The organism is Kitasatospora sp. NPDC086801, from assembly GCF_044745805.1.
Lineage (GTDB): Bacteria > Actinomycetota > Actinomycetes > Streptomycetales > Streptomycetaceae > Kitasatospora.
In genome coordinates, this window is record NZ_JBIVAX010000017.1 from 68,629 (window position 1) to 93,628 (window position 25,000).

Annotated in this window: 19 protein-coding genes and 2 tRNA genes; 11 read left to right on the forward strand and 10 right to left on the reverse strand. The window is 72.9% G+C overall.

Annotation, left to right across the window (positions count from 1 at the left end):
• Positions 1-99: 99 nt before the first annotated feature.
• The gene (locus tag ACIPLC_RS19640) at positions 100-1,803 is read right to left on the reverse strand and encodes an ABC transporter family substrate-binding protein (protein ID WP_400474262.1); all 1,704 of its coding nucleotides are present in this window, start codon (positions 1,801-1,803) and stop codon (positions 100-102) included.
• A 345-nt stretch (positions 1,804-2,148) separates the two neighbouring features.
• Here ACIPLC_RS19640 and ACIPLC_RS19645 point away from each other — a divergent pair, with 345 nt between their 5' ends.
• From ACIPLC_RS19645 to ACIPLC_RS19660, 4 genes are all read left to right on the forward strand, one after another.
• Entirely contained in the window at positions 2,149-3,129 is a 981-nt protein-coding gene (locus ACIPLC_RS19645; RefSeq protein ID WP_400474263.1) for an ABC transporter permease, read from the forward strand.
• 16 nt (positions 3,130-3,145) lie between these two features.
• Positions 3,146-4,075, forward strand: a complete 930-nt coding sequence (locus tag ACIPLC_RS19650) for an ABC transporter permease (RefSeq protein WP_400474264.1) — start codon at positions 3,146-3,148, stop codon at positions 4,073-4,075.
• The gene (locus ACIPLC_RS19655; RefSeq protein WP_400474265.1) at positions 4,072-6,162 is read left to right on the forward strand and encodes a dipeptide ABC transporter ATP-binding protein; all 2,091 of its coding nucleotides are present in this window, start codon (positions 4,072-4,074) and stop codon (positions 6,160-6,162) included. Before ACIPLC_RS19650 ends, ACIPLC_RS19655 begins: the two co-directional genes overlap by 4 nt.
• An 88-nt stretch (positions 6,163-6,250) precedes the next feature.
• Positions 6,251-6,324 (forward strand) — tRNA-Lys (locus tag ACIPLC_RS19660).
• Positions 6,325-6,550: 226 nt separating this feature from the next.
• Here ACIPLC_RS19660 and ACIPLC_RS19665 read toward each other — a convergent pair.
• Both ACIPLC_RS19665 and ACIPLC_RS19670 read right to left on the reverse strand, forming a co-directional pair.
• Positions 6,551-7,432, reverse strand: a complete 882-nt coding sequence (locus tag ACIPLC_RS19665) for an alpha/beta fold hydrolase (protein WP_400474266.1) — start codon at positions 7,430-7,432, stop codon at positions 6,551-6,553.
• A complete protein-coding gene (locus tag ACIPLC_RS19670; RefSeq protein ID WP_400474336.1) occupies positions 7,429-8,166 on the reverse strand; it encodes a DUF998 domain-containing protein in 738 nt (245 codons plus the stop codon). Before ACIPLC_RS19670 ends, ACIPLC_RS19665 begins: the two co-directional genes overlap by 4 nt.
• 225 nt (positions 8,167-8,391) lie before the next feature.
• Here ACIPLC_RS19670 and ACIPLC_RS19675 point away from each other — a divergent pair.
• The 3 genes from ACIPLC_RS19675 to ACIPLC_RS19685 all read left to right on the forward strand — a co-directional run bounded on the left by ACIPLC_RS19675 (position 8,392) and on the right by ACIPLC_RS19685 (position 12,442).
• Positions 8,392-8,465: transfer RNA gene (locus tag ACIPLC_RS19675), tRNA-Lys, on the forward strand.
• 222 nt (positions 8,466-8,687) lie between these two features.
• A complete protein-coding gene (locus tag ACIPLC_RS19680; RefSeq protein WP_400474267.1) occupies positions 8,688-11,108 on the forward strand; it encodes a transglycosylase domain-containing protein in 2,421 nt (806 codons plus the stop codon).
• A 230-nt stretch (positions 11,109-11,338) separates the two neighbouring features.
• Positions 11,339-12,442, forward strand: a complete 1,104-nt coding sequence (locus ACIPLC_RS19685) for an EamA family transporter (protein WP_400474268.1) — start codon at positions 11,339-11,341, stop codon at positions 12,440-12,442.
• Here ACIPLC_RS19685 and lepB read toward each other — a convergent pair.
• Complete coding sequence (gene lepB / locus ACIPLC_RS19690) at positions 12,405-13,214, reverse strand: signal peptidase I (RefSeq protein WP_400474269.1); 810 nt, start codon at positions 13,212-13,214, stop codon at positions 12,405-12,407. The two genes, ACIPLC_RS19685 and lepB, sit on opposite strands and share 38 nt — an antisense overlap.
• A gap of 154 nt (positions 13,215-13,368) precedes the next feature.
• Entirely contained in the window at positions 13,369-13,704 is a 336-nt protein-coding gene (locus ACIPLC_RS19695) for a chorismate mutase (protein WP_400474270.1), read from the reverse strand.
• A gap of 237 nt (positions 13,705-13,941) precedes the next feature.
• Between ACIPLC_RS19695 and ACIPLC_RS19700 the strand changes: the two genes are divergently transcribed.
• Entirely contained in the window at positions 13,942-14,367 is a 426-nt protein-coding gene (locus ACIPLC_RS19700) for an OsmC family protein (RefSeq protein WP_400474271.1), read from the forward strand.
• A gap of 665 nt (positions 14,368-15,032) precedes the next feature.
• On the forward strand, positions 15,033-16,982 hold the full coding sequence (locus ACIPLC_RS19705) for a putative bifunctional diguanylate cyclase/phosphodiesterase (protein WP_400474337.1): 1,950 nt from the start codon (positions 15,033-15,035) through the stop codon (positions 16,980-16,982).
• A 105-nt stretch (positions 16,983-17,087) separates the two neighbouring features.
• Here the strand turns inward: ACIPLC_RS19705 and ACIPLC_RS19710 are convergent, their stop codons facing one another.
• On the reverse strand, positions 17,088-18,179 hold the full coding sequence (locus ACIPLC_RS19710) for an LLM class flavin-dependent oxidoreductase (RefSeq protein ID WP_400474272.1): 1,092 nt from the start codon (positions 18,177-18,179) through the stop codon (positions 17,088-17,090).
• Positions 18,180-18,780: 601 nt separating this feature from the next.
• Here ACIPLC_RS19710 and ACIPLC_RS19715 point away from each other — a divergent pair.
• Both ACIPLC_RS19715 and ACIPLC_RS19720 read left to right on the forward strand, forming a co-directional pair.
• The gene (locus ACIPLC_RS19715; RefSeq protein ID WP_400474338.1) at positions 18,781-19,368 is read left to right on the forward strand and encodes a DedA family protein; all 588 of its coding nucleotides are present in this window, start codon (positions 18,781-18,783) and stop codon (positions 19,366-19,368) included.
• Between the two features lie 387 nt (positions 19,369-19,755).
• Complete coding sequence (locus tag ACIPLC_RS19720; protein ID WP_400474273.1) at positions 19,756-21,036, forward strand: hypothetical protein; 1,281 nt, start codon at positions 19,756-19,758, stop codon at positions 21,034-21,036.
• A gap of 76 nt (positions 21,037-21,112) precedes the next feature.
• Here the strand turns inward: ACIPLC_RS19720 and ACIPLC_RS19725 are convergent, their stop codons facing one another.
• The 4 genes from ACIPLC_RS19725 to ACIPLC_RS19740 all read right to left on the reverse strand — a co-directional run bounded on the left by ACIPLC_RS19725 (position 21,113) and on the right by ACIPLC_RS19740 (position 24,982).
• A complete protein-coding gene (locus ACIPLC_RS19725; protein ID WP_400474274.1) occupies positions 21,113-22,018 on the reverse strand; it encodes an alpha/beta fold hydrolase in 906 nt (301 codons plus the stop codon).
• Positions 22,015-23,100 carry a branched-chain amino acid ABC transporter permease gene (locus ACIPLC_RS19730; protein WP_400474275.1) on the reverse strand — a complete coding sequence of 362 codons (1,086 nt, stop codon included), beginning with the start codon at positions 23,098-23,100 and terminating at the stop codon, positions 22,015-22,017. Before ACIPLC_RS19730 ends, ACIPLC_RS19725 begins: the two co-directional genes overlap by 4 nt.
• 251 nt (positions 23,101-23,351) lie before the next feature.
• Positions 23,352-24,218, reverse strand: coding sequence for a branched-chain amino acid ABC transporter permease (locus ACIPLC_RS19735; protein WP_400474276.1), 867 nt, complete (start codon positions 24,216-24,218; stop codon positions 23,352-23,354).
• Positions 24,218-24,982: an ABC transporter ATP-binding protein gene (locus ACIPLC_RS19740; RefSeq protein ID WP_400474339.1), complete on the reverse strand. Its 765-nt coding sequence runs from the start codon at positions 24,980-24,982 to the stop codon at positions 24,218-24,220. The genes ACIPLC_RS19735 and ACIPLC_RS19740 overlap by 1 nt, the downstream gene beginning before the upstream one ends.
• Positions 24,983-25,000 lie beyond the last annotated feature (18 nt).

A 25,000-nucleotide genomic window follows, 5' to 3' on the forward strand; every position in this document is an offset into this window, starting at 1 on the left:
GGAGCCGACCTTCCCGTGTCCGCACCACCGGCCTCGTGATCACCGCGCTGCTCGCCAGCGCCTGCCGTGCGGTCGCTCTCGCCGCGTCCGCGGCGGGGGCTACTTCTCCCAGCCGACCTTGGCGTAGTCCTCCCCCGCCAGGCCGAAGGCACCGTAGTTGGCGAGGCCCTTGCGCGTCGCCACCACGGTCGGCCGCTGGTAGAGCTCGACGGTGTGGCCGAGCTCCCAGATCTTCGCGTCGGCCTGGTTGTAGAGCTTCGCGGCCTCCACCGGGTCGACCGTCCCGGCCGCCTTCTTGAGCAGGTCGTCGACCTCCTGGCTGCCGATGCGCGAGGGGTTGTTGAAGGTGTTGTCCCCCACCGGCAGACGGAAGTTGCCCAGGCTCTTGGAGAGCGGGAACGAGTCGGTGTTGCGCCAGCTCGCGATCTCGAACTTGCCCGGGTTCACGTACTTGGTGAAGAAGTCGTTGGCGGGCACCTTGTCCAGGCTCACCTTGACCCCGGCCTGCAGCCACATCGCCGCGGCTGCGGTGGCCAGGTCGATCTGGGCCTGCGGGGTGGACTCGTTGACCGCCCAGTGCAGTTGCAGCGACTGGCCGTCCTTGGTGCGCGGCTGGCCGGCGCCCGCCTCCTTCCAGCCGGCGTCGTCCAGCAGCTTCTTGGCGGCGGGCAGGTCGAACTTCGCCCACTCGCCCGAGTTGTCCTGGTAGCCGGTCTGGTTGGGCATGAAGATGTGGTTGCCGAGCGGCTTGAACTCCACCGGCACGCCATTGTTGGCGATCTTGATCAGCGCCGAGCGGTCGAGTGCCTTGCCGAGCGCCTGGCGGACCTTCTGGTCCGCCAGCGCGCCGCCGGAGCCGAAGGAGATGTGCACCTCGTCCCACGGGCTGGCGGCCCGGATCGCGGTGTCCTTGGCGTCCTTGAGCTGCCCGTACGCGGTGGCGGTGCCGGCCGTGGCGAGGTCGATCTCGTTGTTGAGGTACGACTGGGTGGTCGCGGACTGGGTCATCACCCGGAAGGTGATCTTGTCCGCCTTGGCCTTGGTGCCCCACCAGGCCGGGTCCGGGACGAGGGTGAGGGTCTGCGCGGTCTTGTCCGCCACGCCGATCTTCAGCGCGCCCGCGGTGATCGGGATCTTCTCCACCCAGCCCTTGTTGAAGTCGTCCGGGGTGGCGATGCCGGCCGCCGGGATCAGCGGGCGGAACAGGTTCTGCCAGTCCGCGTACGGCTCGGAGAAGGTGACCTTCACCTCGGTCGGGTCGGCTCCCTGCTCGACGGCGGAGATCTGCTCGTAGCCGGACGGGTCGGCGATGTTGTACGCCGGGTCCTTGCCGTTGCTGGCCTGCCAGTCGGCCTTGAAGTCCAGGTAGCTGAGCGGCTTGCCGTCCGACCACTTGGCCTTGGGGTTGAGCTTGTAGGTGATCACCTCGGGCGAGGTCGAGGTGACCTTGGCGTCCAGCAGGTAGTCGGTGTTGGCCTGGAAGGTGCCCGAGGCGTCCGTGTTGAAGAGCGACGGCTCCAGGGCGCGCATGATCGAGACCGCGTCGCCGTAGGTGCCGTCCACCTGGAACGGGTTCCACTGGGTGATCCACTGGTACAGCGGGAACCGCACCTCGCCGCCGTCCTTGACCTGGTCCAGCGGCTTGGCGTTGATGTCCTGGGAGTCCTGCCGGGGCGGCTCGCTCTTCGCCACCTTGTCGGCCGAGCCGCCTCCGCCCGAGGTGCACGCGGTGACCGCCAGCGCGACGGCGACGGCGAGGGCGGTCGCCCGGCCGAGGCGGCGGGCCGTGCTGGAAGCGTCCATGAGGTCCCCCTGGTGAGGTCTTCGAAACGGGCGGTAACGGGCAGTTGTGCCGCGTGAGGTGTGGCGGGCCTTGAGCATGGGCAGCCAAGTCGGCACCGGGCCAGCAGAACGTAACAGCCGATCAGTTCCGTCACCAGGGGGAGGACCGCACACCTGATCCAGAAGTCACACGCGGCAACATCGCCGCAACACCCCGGCCGCGCACCGGTGCCAGACTCTGACCTGCGCTTTCCCCGTACCGCCTCGTCCCCCTGCCGTCCGAAGGCCTGAACGGGCCCCGACCGAAGGCCACCACCCGATGCCCACCAGACGCGTCGGCCCCTCCCCCACCCCGGGCGGCCGTTGATGCTCCGATACCTGGCGAAGCGCCTGAGCTACTACGCGGTGCTGCTGATCGCCGCCGTCTTCCTGGCGTACGCGATCTCCGCGACCGCCCTCCAGCCGCGCACCTACTTCGACGCCAAGGTCCCCCGCCCGGCCGCCGAGTCGGTCGAGCGCCAGCTCACCGCGCTCAACCTGAACGACCACACCCCGGTCGTCGAACGCTTCGGCCACTGGGCCGGCGGGCTGCTCCACGGCGACCTCGGCCGGACCATCCACGACACCCCGGTCACCGACGACTTCGGCCGCCGGGTCTGGGTCTCGCTGCGGCTGCTGCTGCTCGGCAGCCTGCTCGGCATCGTCCTCGGCATCGCCGCCGGGGCCTGGAGCGCCGTCCGCCAGTACCGGATCTCCGACCGGCTGCTCACCGTGCTCTCCTTCGTCCTGCTCTCCACCCCGGTCTTCCTGGTCGCGCTGTTCCTCAAGAACGGCGCCATCGCCGCCAAGGACGCGGCCGGCCACGACGTCATCCCGTTCACCGGCTACGAGACGCCCGGGCTGACCGGCGGCCTCGGCGCCCACCTCGCCGACTGGGCGCTGCACCTGCTGCTGCCCACCATCTCGCTCGCGCTCGGCGGCCTCGCCACCTACAGCCGCTACCAGCGCGGCACCATGCTCGACGTGCTCGGCTCCGACTACCTGCGCACCGCCGAGGCCAAGGGGCTCACCCGCCGCCGGGCACTGGTCAAGCACGGGCTGCGGACCGCCGTGATCCCGATGTCGACCATGTTCGCCTACAGCTTCCTGGGCATCTTCACCGGCGCGATCTTCACCGAGACGATCTTCGGCTGGCACGGCATGGGCGAGTGGCTGATCCAGTCGATCAACGAACAGGACGTCAACTCGGTCGTCGCGGTCAACCTGTTCACCGCCGTCGTCGTCCTCGCCTCCGGCTTCCTCGCCGACACCCTGCACGCCGCCCTCGACCCGCGCGTGCGGTCCTGACCGGAGGTGAACTGACGTGACCACCGTCGCCGTGGAACCGGCCGCCCCGGCCGCCGCCCCCCGCACCACCGGCCGGGCCCGGCTCGTCCTCACCCGGCTGCTCGCCGCCCGCGGGGCCGTCGCCGGAGCCGTGATCGTCCTGCTGCTGTTCGCGCTCGCCTTCGGCGGGCCCTACCTCACGCCCTGGGACTACGCCACCCCCGACTTCGGCGCGCTGCACCAACCGCCGTCCGCCCAGCACTGGTTCGGCACCAACGGGGTCGGCCAGGACGTCTTCGCGCAGACCGTCCGCGGCCTGCAGAAGTCGCTGGTCATCGGCCTGCTGGTGGCGCTGTTCTCCACCGTGCTGGCCTCCCTGGTCGGCGCCTGCGCCGGCTACTTCGGCGGCTGGGCCGACCGCGCGCTGATGTTCGTGGTGGACCTGCTGCTGGTCTTCCCCAGCTTCCTGATCATCACCATCGTCTCGCCCCGGCTGAAGAGCACCGGCTGGATCGCCTTCGTGCTGCTGCTCGCCCTGTTCAACTGGATGATCACCGCCCGGGTGGTCCGCTCGATGACCATCTCGCTGCGCGAGCGCGAATTCGTCCGCGCCGCACGGTTCATGGGCGTGCGGCCACTGCGGATCATCACCCGCCACATCCTGCCGAACGTCGCCTCCTTCCTCATCATCGACGCCACCATCGCGGTCGGCGGCGCCGTGATGAGCGAGACGGCGCTCTCCTACTTCGGCTTCGGCGTCAAACCGCCAGACGTCTCGCTCGGCACCCTGCTCGCCGCCGGGACGAGCGAAGCCCCGGTGTTCCCCTGGCTGTTCTACTTCGCCGCCGGACTGCTGGTGCTGTTCGTCCTCGCCGTCAACCTGATCGGCGACGGGCTGCGCGACGCCCTCGACCCCACCGCCGGGGGCGCGCCCCGCCGCCGCTCCGCCCGGAGGAAGAAGCCGTGACCACCACCGTCGACACCCCCCTGCTCGCCGTCCACGACCTGCGGGTGGACTTCGCCGGGCCGCACGGCCCCGTCCCCGCCGTCCGCGGGGTGGACCTCACCCTGCGGCGCGGCGAGACCCTCGGCATCGTCGGCGAGTCCGGCTCCGGCAAGTCCGTCACCGCGCTGTCCGTGCTCGGGCTGCTGCCGAGGACGGCGGGCGTCCAGGGCTCGGTGCGGCTGGACGGGCGGGAACTGGTCGGGCTGCCCGGGAAGGACCTCGCCGCGATCCGCGGCCGCCGGATCGCCATGGTCTTCCAGGACCCGCTGTCCGCCTTCACCCCGGTCTACCGGATCGGCGACCAGATCGCCGAGGCGGTCCGCATCCACCAGCGGGTCGACCGGGCCGCCGCCCGCCGCCGGGCCGCCGAACTCCTCGACCTGGTGGGCATCCCGGCGCCCGAGAGGGCCCTGGACAGCTTCCCGCACGAGTTCTCCGGCGGCATGCGCCAGCGCGCGATGATCGCCATGGCGATCGCCAACGACCCCGACATCCTGCTCGCCGACGAGCCCACCACCGCACTGGACGTCACCATCCAGGCCCAGGTGCTGGACGTGCTGCGCACCGCGCAGCGGGAGACCGGCGCGGCCCTCGTCCTGGTCAGCCACGACCTCGGGGTGATCGCCGGGATGGCCGACCGGGTCGCGGTGATGTACGCGGGGCGGGTGGTCGAGACCGCCGGGGTGGACGAGCTGTTCGCGGCCCCGCGCCACCCGTACACGCTCGGCCTGATCGGCGCGGTGCCCCGGCTGGACGGGCTCGGCGGCCCGCTCGTCCCGATCCCCGGCGCACCCGCCCCGATGGCCGACCTGCCGCCGGGCTGCCCGTTCGCCGCCCGCTGCCCGCTGGCGGAGGAGCGCTGCTCGGCGGCGGAGCCGGAACTGGCCGGGGACGACGGGCACCTGGCGGCCTGCGTCCGGTCGGCGGAGCTGGCCGAGCGGCGGCCCGCGCCGGCCGACGTCTACCCGGTGCCGGCGCTCCCGGTGCCGGCGGCCGTCCAAGAGGACCGGGGGGAGCGGGGGGAGCAGGGGGACCGGGGCTCGCGGGCGCCGGTGCTGGCGGTGAGCGGCCTTGGCAAAACGTTTCCGCTCCTCAAGGGCACGGTGTTCAAGCGCCGGGTCGGCGAGGTCTACGCGGTGGACGGCGTCGACCTGGACCTCCGGGAGGGCGAGACCCTCGGCCTGGTCGGGGAGTCCGGCTCCGGCAAGTCCACCACCCTGTTCGAACTGCTGAACCTCGCCGCCCCCGAGACCGGCCGGATCGAACTGCTCGGCCACGACACCGCCGAGCTCTCCCGCGCCGAGGCCCACCGGCTGCGCGCCCAGCTGCAGATCGTCTTCCAGGACCCGATGGCCAGCCTCGACCCGCGGATGCCGATCGGCGACATCATCGCCGAACCGCTGCGCGCCCAGCACGCCGCCCGCGAGGAGATCGCCCGCCGGGTGCCCGAACTGCTGCACCAGGTCGGCCTCGACCCGGACCACGCGGCCCGCTACCCGCACCAGTTCTCCGGCGGGCAGCGCCAGCGCGTCTCCATCGCCCGGGCCCTGGCCGTCCGGCCGAAACTGCTGGTCCTGGACGAGCCGGTCTCCGCCCTGGACGTCTCCATCCAGGCCGGGGTGCTCAACCTGCTGCAAGCGCTCAAGGCCGAACTCGGCCTCTCCTACCTGTTCGTCTCGCACGACCTCTCGGTGATCCGGCACCTCGCCGACCGGGTCAGCGTCATGTACCTCGGGCGGACGGTCGAACAGGGCGAGGTCTCCGCCGTCTTCGACCGCCCCCGGCACCCGTACACCCGCGCCCTGCTCTCCGCCGTCCCGCTGCCCGACCCCGCCGCCGAGCGCGCCCGCGACCGCATCCTGCTCGCCGGCGACCCGCCCTCCCCCACCGAGCGCCGCACCGGCTGCCCCTTCCGCACCCGCTGCCCGGTGTACGCCCGCCTCGCCGACCCGGCCGCCCGGACGCGGTGCGAACAGGAACGGCCGGCGCTCCTCGGCGAGACCCCGGCGGAGGACCACCAGGCGGCCTGCCACTACCCGGAGTCGTAGCCGGCCACCCCATGATCACTGCGGGTGACCGCTAGAAAGCGATTCGGCGGATCGGCCCGGTGCCGTGTAAAGTCTTCCGGGTCAGCAGGCGCCGCTAGCTCAGTTGGTTAGAGCAGCTGACTCTTAATCAGCGGGTCCGGGGTTCGAGTCCCTGGCGGCGCACATGGCAAGGTCTCAGGCCGCTCACTTCGGTGGGCGGCCTGAGGCGTTTCCGGGCCTGGTGCACATGCCTCCGCGGCCCCCGCGACCCTTGTGGCCCTTGTGGCCCTTGTGGCCCTTGTGGCGCCCGCCCCCTCCCCGAGGACTGGCGCCGCTCGGCGCCGACCAGGCGGGCGGCCGGTTCCGGAGCCCGTCCGCACACCTCGGTCAGGTGGTCGCCGGCGGCGCCTCAGCCGGTGTCCAGGACGGCTGAGGCCACCGCGTCCGGGCGGTCGAACATCACCAGGTGCCCGGCCGGGGCGGTGGTGCGGTAGTCGGCCCCGAGCAGCGCCGCGAGCTCCCGCTGACCGGCCAGCCAGTCCTCGGTACGGCGGCTCCGGCAGCCGTCGTCGGCGGCGAGCACGGTGACCGGCAGGTCCTCGGGCAGCGGCCGGGTGCGCCGCAGCTCGTCCACTTCGGCGGCCAGGTCGAGGTAGCGCCCGTTCTCCCGCAGCAGGGCGCGCAGGGCCCGGCCGGTGCGGTAGCAGTGCCGGACCAGCGGCGCCGGGGCGAGGTCCTCGCGGCAGACGGTGGACAACCGGGCCACCAGTCGGCGGGCGGTCGGGCCGAGCAGGTACGGCACGGCGACGGCGGTGGCGGCGCCCGCGAGCGCCCGGGCCGCCAGGTCGCGCGCGCCGGGGGCCGGGTACGGCCGGGCCGCCGGTTCGACGCTGCTGTCCACCAGGACCAGTCCGGCGGCCCGGTCGGGGTGCAGCCGGGCGAACGCCTCGACGTGGAAGCCGGCCAGCGAGTGGCCGACGACGGTGCAGGGCTCGCGCAGCCCGAGGCCGTCCAGCACCGCGCGGATCCGCGCGGCCTCGCCGACGGCCGTCGGGGCGGGCCGCCCGGTGGCGGGCTCGGGGGCGCTCAGCCCGTAGCCGGGCCGGTCGAAGCGGACCACGGTGCGGTAGGGCGTGAGGAAGGGGACGACCAGGTCCCAGTCGAACCAGCTGCTGCCGAGGCCCCCGGTGAGCAGGCAGACCGGGCCGCTGCCCTCGGTGCGGACGTGCAGCGGGACGCCGTCGACGCGCAGGAAGCGCGCCCGGACGCGGGGGTCCTCGGGTGCGGTCATGCCGCCTCCCGGCCCGGCGGGCGCTCGGCCGACCGGGGCTCCCGGTGCGGCGGAGAAGCGTCGGACCAGGTGGATTCCTCGGACGGCACCCCCGCGGGGAGGGCCAGGCTCAGCGCCAGGACGGCCAGCCAGAGCGCCACCAGCAGCACCTGGAGCCGCTGCCCGGCCCCGAGCGCCCAGGTGCCGCGCCCGGCCTCGAAGGCGGCGATCGAGGCCAGGCTCCAGCCGGTGGCCAGCAGTTCGGCGCCGAACAGCCAGGGCCCGATCCGGCGCACCGGCGGCCACCAGCCGTAGCGGCGGGCGGCGACGGTGAGCGCGGCCAGTCCGGTGAGCGCACCGAGCATGGCGAGGCTGCTGGTGACGGCGTGCGCGGTGTGGGTCGCGGGGACGAGCCCGGCGGTCTCGCGGGCGGCGCACATCTCGTCGCTGGTGGGGGCGCAGCTGAGCGGCAGCCGGGAGTCGGCGGCGGTCGCCGCGCCGAACAGGGCGAGGGCGGACCAGCCGACCACCGCCCACCCGCGCCGGGCGCCGCGCGGCCCGGCCTGCCCGCCGGCGAGGGCGGTGACGGCGGCGGCGAGCACGCAGAGCCCGGCCGCCAGGTCGGTGGCCCGGAACAGGCCGCCCAGCGGCTGGTCCTCGGCCGCGAGTTCGCTGATGTACGCCTGCACCGGGTCGAGTCCGGTGCTCAGTACGACCTCCAGCACCCAGGCGGTGTACGCCGTGGCGCTGAGCATCAGCAGCGCGGCGACCGCCTTCCGCGCGTTCGGGTGTCCGGGCTTGGGGCTGGGCACCGTTCCACCCTAACCGGCGGCGAACTGCACCCCAACCGGGCGGAAACGGACACCTCGGCCCCGGGGCGGCTCCCGCGCGAACGCGGGCGGTTCCGGGACGGTTCCCAGGCGGTTCCGGGGCGGTTCGAGGCACCCGCCGGGACCGTGTATTGTTTTCCAGGTCAGCAGGCGCCGCTAGCTCAGTTGGTTAGAGCAGCTGACTCTTAATCAGCGGGTCCGGGGTTCGAGTCCCTGGCGGCGCACAGACATTGGGGAGCCTCTCGCAACAGCGAGGGGCTCCCCAATTTTTTGGCCTTCGACGTCCGTTTTGCGTGTGATGTCGGTCTCGATTGCCGTTCCGGTGGAGCCAACCGGCCCGCCCCGCTCGTCCAGGGCAGTAAACCGGAATCGGGACAAAGGTCCCTAACCACCGATGTCCCCGTCCGTGCAGGCTGGCCCGGTCCGCCCGCAGGAAAGGCCGCGCCTTGTCCGAGAACGCCCAGAGCGGCCGTCGTACGCCGTCGATAGGCCTCCGACCGGTCAAACGCTTCAAGCGCGCCGCCCCCGCGACCGGCGGCAGGAAGCCCCGCCGCCCGAAGCGCACCGGCTGGCGCCGGCTGCTCCCCACCTGGCGGATGAGCCTGCTCGGCCTCGCCACGGCGCTGCTGCTCGGCGTCGGCCTGTTCGCGCTCGGGGTCGCGCTGGTGAAGGTCCCCGACGCGCACGCCGCCGCGACCGCGCAGAGCAACACCTGGCTGTACGCCGACGGCTCCGTGATCACCCGCACCGGGCAGACCAACCGGCAGAACGTCAGCCTGGACAAGGTCTCCCCCGCCGCCCAGCACGCCGCGCTGGCCGCCGAGGACCGCAACTTCTACCACGAGGGCGCCGTCAACGTGCAGGGCCTGCTCCGGGCCGCGGTCAACACCGCCAAGGGCGCGGGCACCCAGGGCGGCTCCACGATCACCCAGCAGTACGTGAAGAACACGTACCTGAACCAGAAGCAGTCGGTCACCCGCAAGGTGAAGGAACTCTTCATAGCCATCAAGGTGGACGCCACCGAGAGCAAGGACGACGTCCTCTCCGGCTACCTGAACACCTCCTACTACGGCCGCGGCGCCTACGGCATCCAGGCCGCCGCCCAGGCGTACTTCGGCGTCGACGCCTCCGCGCTCAACCCCGCCCAGGGCGCCTACCTGGCCACCCTGCTGAACGCCCCGAGCGCCTACGACGTGGCCACCGCGACCCCGGCGGGCAAGCAGAACGCCGTCAACCGCTGGAACTACGTGCTGGACGGCATGGTCAAGGAGGGCTGGCTCTCCGCCGAGGAGCGGTCCGCCGCCGCCTTCCCGGACGTCAAGGACCCGCAGCCCAACCCGGGCCTGTCCGGCCAGACCGGCTACCTGGTGAACGAGGCCACCCGGTACCTCACCTCGAACCAGATCATCAGCGAGACCGAGCTGGCCAAGGGCGGCTACACGATCAAGCTGAGCATCGACCAGTCCCGCCAGCAGGCCCTGCAGGACTCCGTCCAGGCCCAGCTGCACGACACCCTGAACCCGGACAAGCGGAAGAAGGACGCGGCCGCCCAGGCCGGCGCCGTCTCCGTGGACCCGAAGACCGGCGCGGTCGTCGCGCTCTACGGCGGCGTCGACTACGTCAAGCACTACGTCGACAACGCGACCCGGCGGGACTACCAGGCCGGCTCCACCTTCAAGGCGATCGCCCTGGCGGCCGCGTTCGAGAACGAAGCCAAGACCCAGGACGGCCGGACCGTCACCCCGAGCACCGTCTACGACGGCACCAGCGGCCGCAAGGTCCGCGGCGGCAAGGGCACCCCGTACGCGCCGCCGAACGAGGGCGACAAGAGCTACGGCCAGATCTCCCTCCAGCAGGCCACCGACTGGTCGGTCAACTCGGCGTTCGCCCAGCTGGCCCAGGACACCGGGCTGCAGAAGGTCAAGGACACCGGCATCGCGCTGGGCCTGCCCGGCGGCACCCCGGGCCTGGACCCGGTGCCGTCCATCCCGCTCGGCGCGGCCACCCCGAGCGTGCTCGACATGGCCGGCGTGTACGCCACGCTCGACAACGGCGGCAAGCAGATCACCCCGTGGCTGGTGCAGTCCGTGGACCGCGAGGGCGAGGCCGTCCCGCTGCCCGCGCACAAGACCACCCAGGCGATCAGCGCGGACACCGCGAACCAGGTCACCTCGATGCTCCAGGGCGTGGTGAGCGACCCGGGCGGCACCGGCTGGCGAGCGAAGGCACTGGGCCGCCCGGTGGCCGGCAAGACCGGCACCACCGACGACCAGAAGTCGGTCTGGTTCGTCGGCTACACCCCCGAGCTGGTCACCTCGGTCGCCCTGTTCGGCCAGGACCCGGGCAACGGTGCGCAGGTCAGCCTGAGCGGCGTCGGCGGGATCGACGGCGCGGCGGGCGGCCAGTTCCCGGCGCAGATCTGGACCAGCTACATGAAGGCGGCGCTCAAGGGCCAGCCGGTCAGCACCTTCCAGACGCCGGCCGACGGCGGCGACTCCTCGGGTGCCACCGACCTGCCGACGGCCCCGTCCACGCCGAGCACCACCCCGTCGGCCGGGACCGGCTCGAACGGCGGCTCGACCTCCAGCACGGCGCCGACCACCCCGCCGAACGACGGCACCGGGGCCGGCTCGGGCCCGTCCACGCCAGCCGGCGGCCCGAACTCCGGCGGCGGCGTGACCAGCCCGCCGACCGCGCCCCCGGCCACCCAGCAGCCGACCACCCCGCCGACGACGAGGCCCACCGGGCGGCCCACCGGCCGGCCGACACCCACCACCGGTCCGACCACGGCCCCGACCACGCAGCCGACCACCCAGCCCACCGGCGGGTCGGACGCGCTGACCGGGGCGGGGGCGAACGCCGGGTAGCGGGAGCCGGGGGCGAACGCCGGGTAGCGGGAGCCGGGCGGCGGACGGCGGGACGGGACGCGGCCGGGGCGGCGGCCGGGTGGTGACGGCGGGATGGCGACGGCGGGGGCGCGGGCGGCGAGGGGTCGTGCGCGGGCCCGGTGAGTGCGCCGCTGCGCACAGTTCCGCGCAGGACCAAATGACGGAATGGCGCCTTACCGAACGCCCGGTACGACTGTCACAATGCGTCGGTGCACAGATCAACGGCCTCGCCCACCCTCCCCGCGGGCAGAACCCTCGGCCTCAGCCTCGCGCTGGTCTCCGCGTTCGCCTTCGGCGGCTCCGGCACCGCCGCGAAGCCGCTGATCGAAGCCGGCCTCTCACCGCTGCACGTCGTGTGGCTCCGGGTCACCGGCGCCGCCGTGGCCCTGCTCCCCATCGCCTACCGCCACCGGGACGCCGTCCTGCGCCGGCCCGGCCTGCTGATCGGCTTCGGCCTGCTCGCCGTGGCTGGCGTCCAGGCCTGCTACTTCGCGGCGATCTCCCGCATCCCGGTCGGCGTCGCCCTGCTCATCGAGTACCTCGGACCGCCGCTGCTCATCGGCTACGTCAAGTTCGTCCAGCGCAGGCCGATCAGCCGGGGCGCCGCGATCGGCGGCGGCGTCGCGGTCGCCGGGCTGGCCTGCGTGGTGGAGGTCTGGAACGGCCTGAGCTTCGACGCGCTGGGCGTGCTCTTCGCCCTCGGCGCGGCCTGCTGCCAGGTCGGCTACTTCGTGCTCGCCGACGCAGGCCGCCGGGGCGAGCGCCCGGTCGACCCACTGGCGGTCAGCGCGTTCGGGCTGCTGATCGGCGCCGTCCTGCTCACCGTCTTCACCCGCCCCTGGCAGGCCGACTGGAGCACGCTCGGCGGGTCCGTGGTGATGAACGGGCACACCCTGCCCGCGCTGCTCCCGGCCGCCTGGATGATCCTGATCGCGACCGTGCTCGCCTACCTGACCGGCGTGATCGCCGTCGGGCACCTCTCGCCCCCGGTCGCCGGGGTGGTGGCCAACCTGGAGGCGGTCGTCGCCACCGTGCTGGCCTGGGTCCTGCTCGGCGAGCACCTCGGCCTGCCGCAGATCGCGGGCGGCCTGCTCGTGCTGACCGGCGCCTTCGCGGCGCAGGCCGGCAAGTCGGCGGCCGGGGAGGTCGCGGACGTCCGGGACGCTGTGGACACCGGGGACACCGGGGATTCCAGGGATGCTCGGGACGCCCGGGACGCTCAGGATGCTCCGGATGCTCCGGATGCTCCGGAGCGGGTGGCCGCCGAGCGGCGGGTCAGCGGCCGACCCAACCGAACCAGTCGAGGTGGTTGAGCGGCCACACCACGGCCGACACCGGCCCGACCACGTTGCCCACCGGCACGGCCCCGCCGCCCGGACCGCGCTGGTGGTAGCGGGAGTCCGCCGAGTCGCTGCGGTGGTCGCCCTCGACCCAGACGTGCCCCGAGGGCACCGTCACCGGCCCGAAGTCCAGGCCCGCGCAGGAGTCGTCGCCGGGGTGCAGGTACGGCTCGTCGACCTTCTTCCCGTCGACGGTCAGCGTGGTGCCCGCGCACTGCACGGTCTGGCCACCGGTCGCGATGACCCGCTTGACCAGGTAGTTGTCGTCCTTCGGCGGCACCAGGCCGACGAAGCTCAGCACCGAGCTGGCCGCGTTGGTGAACGGGTTCGAGTCGGTGGGCTGCGGCGGAAGCCAGCCGCCCGGATCCTTGAACACCACCGGCTGTCCGGGCTCCGGCTTCCAGCCGGTCAGCGGCGCCAGCTTGTTCACGCCCACCCGGTCGCCGATCCGCAGCGTGTTCTCCATCGAACCGGACGGGATGGTGAACACCTGGAACAGGCAGGTCTTGATCAGCAGCGCGACCACCAGGCCCACCGCCGCCATCGCCGGGATCTCGATCCACCAGGGCCTGGGCCGGCGCCCGGTCCGCCGGTCCTTGCGGCCGCGCGAACCGCGCGCCCGGCGGCGGGCCTCGGCACGGCCGCCGGGCACGTCGGGGGCGTCGGAAGGACCGGGGCCGCGTCCGGCGACGGGGGCCGGACCGGACCCGGCATCGCTCGGCGTTTCGGGCAGGTTCACCGCCATCGTCGCTGCTCCACCTCTCCGGCTGGGGGAACCTGCACGCTACGCCAACCGTGGAGCCTCACGAAATCCGGCGTTTAGCCGCCCCCGACATGTCCGGGCCGGGCGGCGCCGGAGCCGTCGTCGACGGCTCACCGCCACCCCCTCAGGGGTGCTCTCAAGCGCGGGCGATGGCCTCGTGGTGCCGGATGACCTCGGCGATGATGAACGTCAGGAACTTCTCCGCGAAGACCGGATCCAGCTTGGCCCCGGCGGCCAGTTCCCGCAGCCGCTTGATCTGGTCCCGCTCCCGCGTCGGATCGGCCGGCGGCAGCTTGTGCTCGGCCTTGAGCCGGCCGACCCGCTGGGTCGCCTTGAAACGCTCGGCCAGCATGTGGACCACCGCGGCGTCGATGTTGTCGATGCTCTCGCGCAGGCTGGTCAGCTCCGCCCGCACGGCGGCGTCGACCCCCTCGGGCAGGCCGGCTTCGGGGGTCGTGGGGTGGTCCGTCATCGGGGCGGCTCCCGGTGTCTGAAGTGGGCACCCGGCCGTACGGCGGCCGGGCTCGGGCCCGGGCAAATCTAACAGGGCCCCCGTCCTGGAGCCGCACCTTTTGGCGGATCCGTCCACAATCCGGACATCGCCCGCGCCGCCCGGCGCCCCGGGCCGAACCGGGGCCGCCCCGTAGGCTGGTGCGCGCATGACCGGAAGTGACGACTCAGCAGTCCCTCAGTAATGGAGGTACCGATCGTGGCAACCACCCGCACCGCCCGCACCGCTTGGGAAGGCAACCTGCTCGACGGCAAGGGGCAGGTGACCTTCGCCTCGTCCGGAATCGGCGAGTACCCCGTCTCCTGGCCGGCCCGGGCCGAACAGCCCAACGGCAAGACCAGCCCGGAGGAGCTGATCGCCGCCGCTCACTCCGCGTGCTTCTCGATGGCCCTGTCGCACGGCCTGACCGGCGCCGGCACCCCGCCCGTCAAGCTGGACACCCAGGCCGACGTCACCTTCCAGCCCGGCACCGGCATCACCGGCATCCACCTCACCGTCACCGGCGAGGTACCCGGACTGGACGAGGAGGACTTCGTCAAGGCCGCCGAGGACGCCAAGGCCAACTGCCCGGTCAGCAAGGCGCTTGCCGGCACCACCATCACCCTCACCGCCAAGCTGGCCTGACGCCCCGACGGATCTCGACGGATCTCGACGGATTCCGGCGGATCCCGACGCGCTCCGGGCGCGCGGTCGGCGCCCGGGGGCGCGACCTCGGCGCACGCGCCCCTGGCGCACATCATGTGATGTGCACCGGGGGCGTCTGCACGTACCGCCGCACATGATCACAAAGGGGGCGAATCACCCTGCCGGCGGTCACCGCGCGTTGCCGCCGCGGCCTATGATCGGCCGCAGCGCCCTGTTCTTCACGCGGGTCTCCGCGCGACAGCGCCCCACGGCGGGCGCCCCGCACCGGACCGACTCCGAGGACCGCGACAGAGTGCGGAGCCGGCCGCCGGAGTCCCGATCGGCCGGCCGGACCAGCATCCAGCGTCAGCAGCGGACGGGAGCATGCCGTGCCGGGCCAGAACGAGGGGGCCGACGCACACCACCCAGGCGTGCGGCACGAGGAAACACCGCACCACCGTCACCTCACAACACCCCTTCTGGGCCCGGACATCAGCACCATCGGTTCGGTCGGTCCCGTTGGTTCGGCCGGTCCCGTTGGTTCGGCCGGTTCGGCCGGCGCCATCGGTTCCGTCACGACCGTTGCCGCTGTCGCGGCCGGCGCCCGGGCCGTCGGTGCGGCGAGTGCGGCGAGTGCGGCGGGAACCGTGCTGGACGACCCCGGGATGCTGCTCTGCCCCACCTGCTCGGCGCCGCTGACCGACGGCACGCACCGGAGCGCCCTCGACGGCCCCGGCCAGGAGAACGGCGGGACCGACCGGTTGCTGGCCGCGCTGCGGGCCAGCGAATCCCGTTTCCGGGCCGCCTTCTGCGACGCGGTCATCGGGATGGCCCTGATCGACCCCGAGGACCGGATCATCGAGGTCAACCCCGCCTTCGCCGCCCTGATCGGACGCGGCGTCGGCGAACTGGTCCGCACCCACCTGCACGAGATCATCGACCCGGAGGGCATGCCGCACCGGCTCTTCCCCGAACTCGTCCACGGCGGGCGGGAGCGGTTCCGCGTGGAGAAGCAGCTCAAGCACCGCGAGGGCCGCACCGTCTGGAGCAAGGTCACCGTCTCGCTGATCCGGGACGGCGCCGGCCAGCCGCTCTACACCCTCGCGCTGGTGGAGGACATCACCGAGCAGCGCCGGCTCGGCGACCGCCTGGAGTACCAGGCCCTGCACGACCCGCTGACCCGGCTGCCCAACCGGACGTCCTTCTTCGAACGGCTCGACGCCGCCTGCCTCACGGCCGCCGAGACCGCCGAGACCGCCGAGGCGACCGAGGCGACCGAGACCGCCGAAGCCTCAGGCGCCACCGACATCACCGACACCGTCCTCGCGCCGGCGGACGGGCGCCGGGTCGGCGTCTGTTACCTGGACCTCGACGGCTTCGCGGCGATCAACGAGACGCTCGGCCACCACATCGGCGACCAGTTGCTGATCGCCGTCGCCACCCGGCTGCGCCGCGGGTTCTCCGGGCACGACGCCCACCTGGTGGCCCGGATGGGCGGTGACGAGTTCGCCGTCCTGGTCACCGACAGCCGGGGCAGCGACCAACTGACCGACCTCGCCGCCCGGATCCTCCAGGAGCTGGAACGCCCCTTCGACGTCGCCGGACACCGGCTGGTCATCACGGCCAGCGTGGGTGTCGTCGAACGGTCCGTGCACGAGACCACCCCGACCGACCTGGTCAAGGACGCCGACGCCACGCTCTACTGGTCCAAGGCCGACGGCCGCGCCCGCTGGACCCTCTACGACCCGGCCCGCGGCGCCCACCAGCTGACCCGCCAACTCCTCGCCACCGCACTGCGGCCCGCCCTGGAGCGCGGCGAGTTCACCATCGAGTACCAGCCGCTGGTCGGCCTGGCCGACGGCGCCGTCCACGGCGCGGAGGCCCTCGTCCGCTGGCGCCACCCCCGCTACGGGACGCTCTCGCCGGACCGCTTCATCCCGCTCGCCGAGGAGACCGGCGCGATCGTGCCGCTCGGCACCTGGGTGCTGGAGGAGTCCTGCCGCCAGGCCCGGCAGTGGCTCACCGAGTTCCCCGAGACCGAGACCTTCGTGAGCGTCAACCTGGCCGCCCGCCAGATCTGGGACTCCGACGTGGTCGCCGACGTCGCCCGCGCCCTCGAACGCACCGGACTGCCGGCCCGGCTGCTCCAACTGGAGATCACCGAGAGCGCCCTGCTCGGCCCCGGCGGACGACCGTTGCAGGCGCTGCAGGCGCTCGCGGACATGGGCGTGCGGATCGCGATCGACGACTTCGGCACCGGCTACTCCAACCTGGCCTACCTCTCCCGGCTGCCGGTGCACGTCCTGAAGCTCGACGGCACCTTCATCGAGGGGTTCCGCGACCCGGCCCCGGCGACGAACCCCTCGGAACCCTCCGAACTCGGCTCCCGCCGCAGCGACGCCGACGAGCAGATCGTGGGCGCGATGGTGCAGTTGGCCCACACCCTCGGCCTGACCGTCACCGCCGAGGGCATCGAGAGCGCCGCGCAGGCCGAACGGCTGCGGCTGACCGGCTGCGACACCGCCCAGGGCTGGTACTTCGCCCGGCCGGGCGAAGCCGAGCTGGTCGCCGCCATACTCCGCGAGGGCCGCCCCGGTCCGGACACCGGTCGCTGACCGGGGCGGGGTCCGCTGCGGGCTGGGGTCCCGCTGCGGGTTCGGCGGCCGGGCCTCGTCGTTCAGGCCTCCCGCATTCGGACCTCGACCGTCAGACTTCCGCGGTCAGACTTCCGCCGTCAGGCCGTACGCCTCGGCGATCAGGCCGTAGGAGCGGAGCCGGGCCTCGTGGCCGTGGATGTGCGAGGTGACCATCAGCTCGTCCACCCCCGTCCGCTTGCGCAGGGCCTCCAGTCCCTCCGCGACCTCGCCCGGGGCGCCGAGCACCACGTTGTCGAGCCAGCTGTCGATGAACTCCGCCTCAGCCAGGCTGTACGGGTGGGCCTCGGCCTCCTCCGGGGTGGGGATCGGGCCGGGGTTGCCGCGCCGCAGCCGAAGCATGCCGAGCGCCGCGGAGCGGGCGAGGCGACGGGCCGCGCCCTCGTCCTCGGCGGCGACCGCACTCACACCGATCAGCGCGTACGGCTCGGCGAGCACCGCGGAGGGGCGGAAGGACGCCCGGTAGAGGTCGAGCGCCGGGATGGTGTTGACGCTGCTGAAGTGGTGGGCGAAGGCGAACGGCAGGCCGAGCCGGCCGGCCAGCTGAGCGCTGAAGCCGGAGGAGCCGAGCAGCCAGATCGGCGGGCGCCCGTCGCCCTGCGGGACGGCGGTCAGCTGGGCGTACGGGTGGCCGGAGGGGAAGTCGCCGTCGAGGAAGTGGGTCAGCTCGGCGAGCTGCTGCGGGAAGTCGTCGGCGCCCTCGGCGAGACCGCGGCGCAGCGCCCGGGCGGTGGCCGGGTCGGTGCCTGGGGCGCGGCCGAGCCCCAGGTCGATCCGGCCGGGGTGCAGGGCCTCCAGCAGGCCGAACTGCTCGGCGATGGCCAGCGGGGCGTGGTTGGGGAGCATCACCCCGCCCGAGCCCAGCCGCAGCGTCGTGGTGTTGGCCCCGAGGTGGGCGAGCAGGACGGCCGGGGTGGAGCTGGCCACTCCGGGCATGCCGTGGTGCTCGGCCACCCAGAAGCGGTGGTAGCCCCACCGCTCGGCGTTGCGGGCCAGTGCGGTGGTCGCGGCCAGGGCCTCGGCGGGGGTGTAGCCGACGCCCACGGTGGCCAGGTCGAGGATGGAGAGCGGGGCGGGCGCCGTGCCGCGGGCGGTGCCCCGGATCGCCGCGCCGGTCCGCGGTTCGGTCCGGTGCTCCTGGTGCTCCTCGGTGGTCATGCCGTCCGCCCTTCTGGCTCTTCCTGAGCCGACCCTGCTGGGTGACCGCGGGTCTCGGGTGGCCCGGCGGTCGCTGCTGCCGACCGGGGTCAACCATCGCGCCGGGCTGGCTGTTCCCGCGTTCCGGCCCACGCACCGGCCCCGACCGGTCCGTGTGCCGGCCCCGATCCGGCCCCGATCCGGCCCCGATCGGCGCGGGCAAGCGCGGCCCGGCACGAGGCCGCCGACCGACCATTCGGATGACGGAGAGCCAGCGGACGAACACGTGTGGCGACTTCACGCCAGCGCCGGAAGTCGCCAGGCGGAGGGCTCGCAACCGGCGGTCGGCGTCCGGCAGGCTGGTGACCAGGAGCGGATCACCCAACGGGATCCGCGTTCCGCCGGCAAGATCGCCGGGCTGGGCCAGCGCCGAGCGATCCCCGCGAGCCCTCGGAGCGGCACCCCGCTCCGGGGGCTCGCGCCTTTGCGCAGGTCGGGGCCGGGCCTGTGACCCGCGGCATACCGGGGTGCTTCATGGCATGAAAAGTCGAGGCGCTAGCGTTGACCTCAGCAGCCACCTGCTCCCCCGGGCGGCGTGGAGGGAGTACAGGCCTTGAACTTCGTGGCGGCGATCGGATCCTCGTGGATCTGCGCCCTGGCGCTCTTCGCCGTACTCGGAGACGCCCTCCTGCCCTTCATCCCCAGCGGGACACTGGTCATCCTGGCCGTGCTCAAGACCGCGCGGATCGACGGCGCCCCGGTGCTGCTCGGCCTGGGCGTGGCGGTGGCCTCGTTCCTCGGCGACCTCCTCCTGCTGCACCTCGCCCGACGCGGCGCCCCGACGCTCCAGCGCCGGCTCGCCCGCCGCCCGAAACTGGCGGCCAGCGTGACCCGGGTCCAACAGGCCCTGGTCGAACGCCCCCACGGGGCGGCCGCGGCCATGGTGGTGGTCGCCCGGTTCGTCCCGGCCGGGCGGACCGTCCTGGACGTGGCCATCGGCCACTCCCCCGCCCACCCGCACCGCTTCCTGCACTGGTCGGCACTGGCGGCTCTGGTCTGGGCCGCCTACATCGTGACGCTGGGCTGGCTGAACAGCCACTGGTTCGACACCGCCTGGCTGAGCCTGGCGGTCTCCTGCACCGCGGCCACCATCGTCAGCACCGCGATCGCGCGAATAGTGCGCCGCACCCGGCGGCTGGCCGCGCTCTGACCACTGCGCCTCGGCCCGCGTCCCCGGCCCCAGACGCCCCAGGCACCCCGGCCACTCCCCGCCGTGTCCCCGTGAATGGGCGCGATCTGCCCGGACGAGCGACGAGCCGTACCGAGCGCTGACGAACTCCGACCGGCCCCGCCGGACCGGCGGTACCGTACTCCCCTGGCGGCGCGAGGAGCGAAGCGTCACAGGACGGCAACAGACGACGAATCATTGCAGCCCAGCCCGGTACCGCTGACGTGTTGGCTGTCGTAGAGGGTCGGCGGCCTTGGAGGCCGCTGCGGCCACATGGCATGCTAACGGCGGAAAATTCATCAATTGCCCGATTTGACCGGTGCGGCCCTGGGCCGCCCTCACCACCGGCATCGGCACCCAGGGGAGACCATGACCAGCATCTCGCGCAGGACGGTGCTCAGTGCGACCGCTGCGACCGCGGCCCTCGGCGCGGTCGCGGCCTGTTCCAGCAGCGGATCCGGTTCGAGCCAGAACTCCTCCTCCCCCACGTCCGGCGGCAGCCCGGGCACCACTGCGGCGGGCACCGCCGATCCGACCAAGACCGGGGTGCCCAAGGGCACTCCGATCGGCGACGGCTCCAACGCCGACACCGGCCCGCAGCCGAACCAGCCGAAGCCCGAGAAGCTCAAGCCCGGCGAGCGGCCGCCGCAGTTCGTGGTGTTCTCCTGGGACGGCGCGGGCGGCACGGACGACGGCCAGTTCCCCCGCTTCCTCAAGCTGGCGGAGCAGTACAAGGCCACGATGACCTTCTTCCTCTCCGGGATCTACGCCCTGCCCAAGGGCAAGGCCGACCTGTACCACCCGCCGAAGCACTCGGTCGGCGCCTCCGACATCCCGTACCTGTCGGACGGCGCGGTCAAGAGCACGCTCAAGCTCGTCAGCCAGGCCTGGCTGGCCGGGCACGAGATCGGCACCCACTTCAACGGGCACTTCTGCTCCAGCCGCCCGGACAAGAACGGGGTCAACATGTGGACCCCGGAGGACTGGCAGAGCGAGATCGACCAGGCGATCGGCTTCGTGACCCAGTGGCGGACCAACACCGGCTTCACCGACGTCGACCCGCTCCCCTTCGACTACAAGAAGGAGCTCATCGGCGGCCGCACCCCCTGTCTGGAGGGGCAGAAGGCGCTCCTGCCGACCGTCGCGAAGCTGGGCTGGAAGTACGACGCCAGTTCCTCCGGCGGCCTTCAGATATGGCCGCAGAAGGTGCAGGACGGCAAGGTCTGGGACTTCCCGCTGCAGTCCATCCCGTTCCCCGGGCACACCTTCCAGGTGTTGTCGATGGACTACAACATCCTGGCCAACCAGTCCGCGGGCAGCACCAAGGGCGACCCGTCCAAGTACAACGACTGGCGCACCCAGGCCAAGGACTCCTACCTGGCCGGCTTCGACCGCGCCTACAACAGCAACCGTGCGCCGTTCTTCATCGGCAACCACTTCGAGCAGTGGAACGGCGGCATCTACATGGACGCCGTCGAGGAGACCCTCAAGACCATCGCGGGCAAGCCGGATGTCCGGCTGGTCTCCTTCAGGCAGTTGGTCGAGTGGCTGGAGGTGCAGGACCAGTCCACCCTGCGCAAGCTGCGCACGCTCAACGTCGGCCAGGCGCCGAGCGGCGGCTGGGAGACCTTCCTCGGCACCGCGGGCTGAGACGGGGCCGACTGAGCCGGGTGCGGCCGGCGGGGTGGACGGACCCCGCCGGCCGCCGTCGTCGGAGCCGGGCCCGCTACCCCGCGGCGGTCGCGTCCGCGAGCAGGCCGCGGACGATGCGCTCGGCCCCCGTCTCGCCCCAGAGGATCGAGTAGTGGTTGGTGTCCGGCACGAGCGAGGCCGGCACCCGGGCCTGGTCCAGCCCGGCCAGCCCGATCCGCTGGTGGTCGTAGAGACCCTGGGGCTCGTCGAGCAGGCCGCGCTCGGCCCAGAGCAGTTCGGCCGGGCAGGGCAGCCGGTGCACGGCGGTGGCCGCGTCCCGGTCCAGCAGGACCTGGGCACCATCGGTCTGCACGGCCTCCAGCACGCAGGAGGAGCGCAGTTCGGGCTCGGCGCCGACCAGGTCGCGCTGGGTGTAGGCGTCGATCCCCGCCGACCACGCCGTCCCGAAGGCCGGGTGCCGCTGCCAGAACTCCCGGTAGGCGTCCCGGTCCGGGAAGGTCATCGACAGCCGGGCCAGCGCGGGGCCGAGCACCGCGGCCAGCGCGTCCTCCTCGCGGACGCCCTCCGGCAGCGGGAAGGTCAGCGCGCCGTCCACCAGCAGCACCCGGCGGACGAGTTCCGGGTGCCGGACGGCGGCCAGGGCGGTGACCCAGGCGCCCATCGAGTGGCCGACCACGGTGGTCGGGCCCGTGCCGAGGGCAGTGATCAGCGCGGCCACGTCGTCGGCGTGCCGGGCCAGTCCGTACGGTCCGGCGACCGCACGGCTGCCGCCGCGCCCCCGCAGGTCGGGCGCGAGCAGGGTGACCCGGCCGGCGAGCCGGCGGGCGACCTCGTACCAGGCGAGGCCGTTGGCGGTGATGCCGTGCACCGCCACGACCGTCGGGGCGCCCGGTTCGGCGGCGGGCCAGCGCAGGACCGCCAGCTCCCCGCCGGGCACGGCGACGGTCAACTCCTCGGGCTTCAGGGGCGGCTGGCTCACGCGGGGGTACCTCCGGTGGGACGGGCGGTCCGGACGGCGGCCGGGGTGCGGACCGCACGGGCGGATCGGGCGGCGCGGATGCGGGCAGGCAGTCTAGCCAGGCCGCCGGGCAGCAGGTAGACCACCGCGACGAACAGAGTGCCCAGCAGGAACAGGGGTTGGGAGAGCGGCACCCGCAGGACCGCGGGCAGGTCCGCGATCGTCGTCGAGTTGGCGAGGTCACCGAGCCGGTGGCCGGCCCAGGTGTAGAGGACACCGCCGAGCAGCGGGCCCCAGCGGGTCCCCGAGCCGCCGAGCACCACCATCACCAGCAGGGCGAGCGTGGCATCGGAGCCGGCCGCCTGCGGGGTGGCGCCGCCGGTCAGCAGCAGGTAGACCACCCCGCCCAGCCCGGCGAGGCCGCCGGCCAGCACGAAGGCGACCAACTTGTAGCCGTAGGGCCGCAGTCCGAGCACCTCGACCCGGCGCTCGTTCTCCTTGATGCCCTCCCAGACCCGGCCGGTCGGCGAGTTGACGGCCCAGTGGACCACGGCGACCGTCAGCACCAGGTAGCCGACGGCGATCCAGTAGAGGTTGGCGGTGTTCTCGATCCCGAGCAGGCCGGAGGGCAGCAGGTCGGCCGGGGCGGAGCGGCCCTCCTCGCCACCGGTGACGCCACCGGGGTTGCGCTGGACGAGGATCGCGCCGGCCTGGGCGAAGGCGAGGGTGACCATGGAGAAGCCGATGCCGGTGACGCGGAGGCTGACCGAGCCGAGCAGCAGGGCCAGCGCGACGGTGCAGGCGACACCGAAGACCGCCGCGGCGGCGAACGGCAGTCGCAGTTCCAGCATGCCGAGGTCGGTGGCGTAGAGGCCGGTCGCGAAGTAGAGCGCGTGGCCGAAGGAGAGCAGTCCGGTACGGCCGAGCAGGAGGTCGTAACCGGAGGCGAGGGCCCCGTAGAGCAGGCACAGGGCGAGCAGTTGCAGGCTGCCGGGGCTGCCGAGCGGGCCGTCGAGCAGCCCCGGGATGGGAAGCGCACTGTATGGGGCGACAAGGAGCGTGATCAGCAGGGCGATCGGCCACCAGCGTAGCGCTCTGTGCATCGGTGTCCAGCGATTAGTGACTGAATCACCTGTTCGAGGGATGGCGCCGCGATCGGTCGTGTGTTCACAATGGGTCTCGGCAAGGCTGGTGTCAGTCCCCCTTGCCACAGTGACGGTGTCGGCAGAGCTGGTGTCAGTCCCCTCTGCCACCATGGCGGTCTTGGCAGGGCTGGTGTCAGTCCCCCCTGCCAAGGTGGCGGCGCTGCGGTCGGCCGCGGGGCCACCGGTGCTCGTGATCGGAGTTTCGGCGCTCACGCGAGCCTCCCGGTGAGTCCACGGGGTCGGACGAGAAGCAGCACGGCGAGCAGGACGACGACCGAGAGGTCGCCGAGCCCGGCGCCGGTGTAGTAGTTGGCGAACTGCTGCACGAGGCCGACGCCCACCGAGGCGACGGCGGCCCCGGTCACGGAGCCCATGCCGCCCATCACCACGACGACGAAGGCGAAGATGAGCAGGCCGGTCCCCTGGCCGGGATTGACCGAACCGAAGTAGAAGCCACCGAGGGCGCCGCCGAGCGCGGCGGCCGCCCCGCCGATGGCGAAGACGAGGGTGAACGCCTTCCGGACGTCGATGCCGAGCGCCGTGACCATCGCCCGGTCCTCGACGCCGGCCCGGACGATCAGCCCGTAGCGGGTACGGGCGAGGAACAACCGAAGAGTGAGCAGCAGCAGCGCGGCCGCGGCCACGAGCACGAAGCGGTTGACCGGGACGGTCGCACCGAGCACGTGCCAGGTGCCGGAGAGCACGGCCGGCTGGGGGAAGGGGCGGGCGTCCGCGCCCCAGACCCCCATCAGGAGGGCGGGTACGGCGAGCCCGACGCCGACGGTGGCGAGGATCTGATCGCGCGGCCGGCTGTAGAGCGGGCGGATCAGGAAGAGCTCCAGCAGGACGGCCACGGCCGTTCCGACCAGGGTGCCGAACGGCACCGCGAGCCAGAAGGAGAGACCGGCCTCGGTACCGGCCCACCAGGTGGCGTAGGCGCCGATGGAGAGCAGGGCGCCGTGCGCGAAGTTGAGCACGTCCATCAGACCGAAGATCAAGGACAGACCGGAGGCGACCAGGAAGTACAGCGCACCAAGACCGAGTCCGGTACAGGAGAGGAGGACGATGGTGTCCATCAGGGCTTCACCTCCGCGGTGACGACAGGGGTGGCCGGAGAAGCGGCGGGCCGGGGTCCGCCGGCGAGCGGGTGATGGGAGCCGACGCCGAGCAGGCGACGGGCGGCTTCCTCGTCGGCCAACAGCTCGGCGGTGTCGCCCCGGTGGGCGGTGCGGCCGTCGGCCAGGACGGCGCAGGTGCCGGCAAGCCGTCGGACGAGGGCGAGGTTCTGCTCGACCAGGAGAACGGGCACGGCCTCAGCCGCTCGCGCCAGCACCTCGGCCACCTCGGCCACGATCTTCGGCGCCAGGCCCTTGGTGGGCTCGTCGGCGATGATCAACCGGTTGCGGTTGAGCAGCGTCCGGCCTATCGCCACCATCTGCTGCTGGCCGCCGGAGAGCGTCCCGGCCAACTGGCCGGCCCGCTGCTTGAGTTCGGGGAAGAGCTCGTGGACGAGCGGATAGTTCGGCTCGTCCGCCTCGACCCCGCCCCGGACGCCGCGCTCGGCGAGGCGGAGGTTCTCGGCGACCGTCAGGCCGGCGAAGATCCCCCGATCCTCGGGCGCATAGCCGATTCCGTGACGGACCACCAGATGCGTGGGAAGGGAAGCGAGTTCGGCACCGGAGAAACGAACGCTTCCGGCGCGCGGCACCAGGCCCATTACGGCCTTGACGGTGGTGGTCTTTCCTGCGCCGTTGCGGCCGAGGAGCGCGGTGACCCCGGCGGGGGCCACGTCGAGGTCGACACCGTGCAGGATGTGCAGCCCGTCGATGACCACCCGCAGATCGCGAACGGAGAGGAG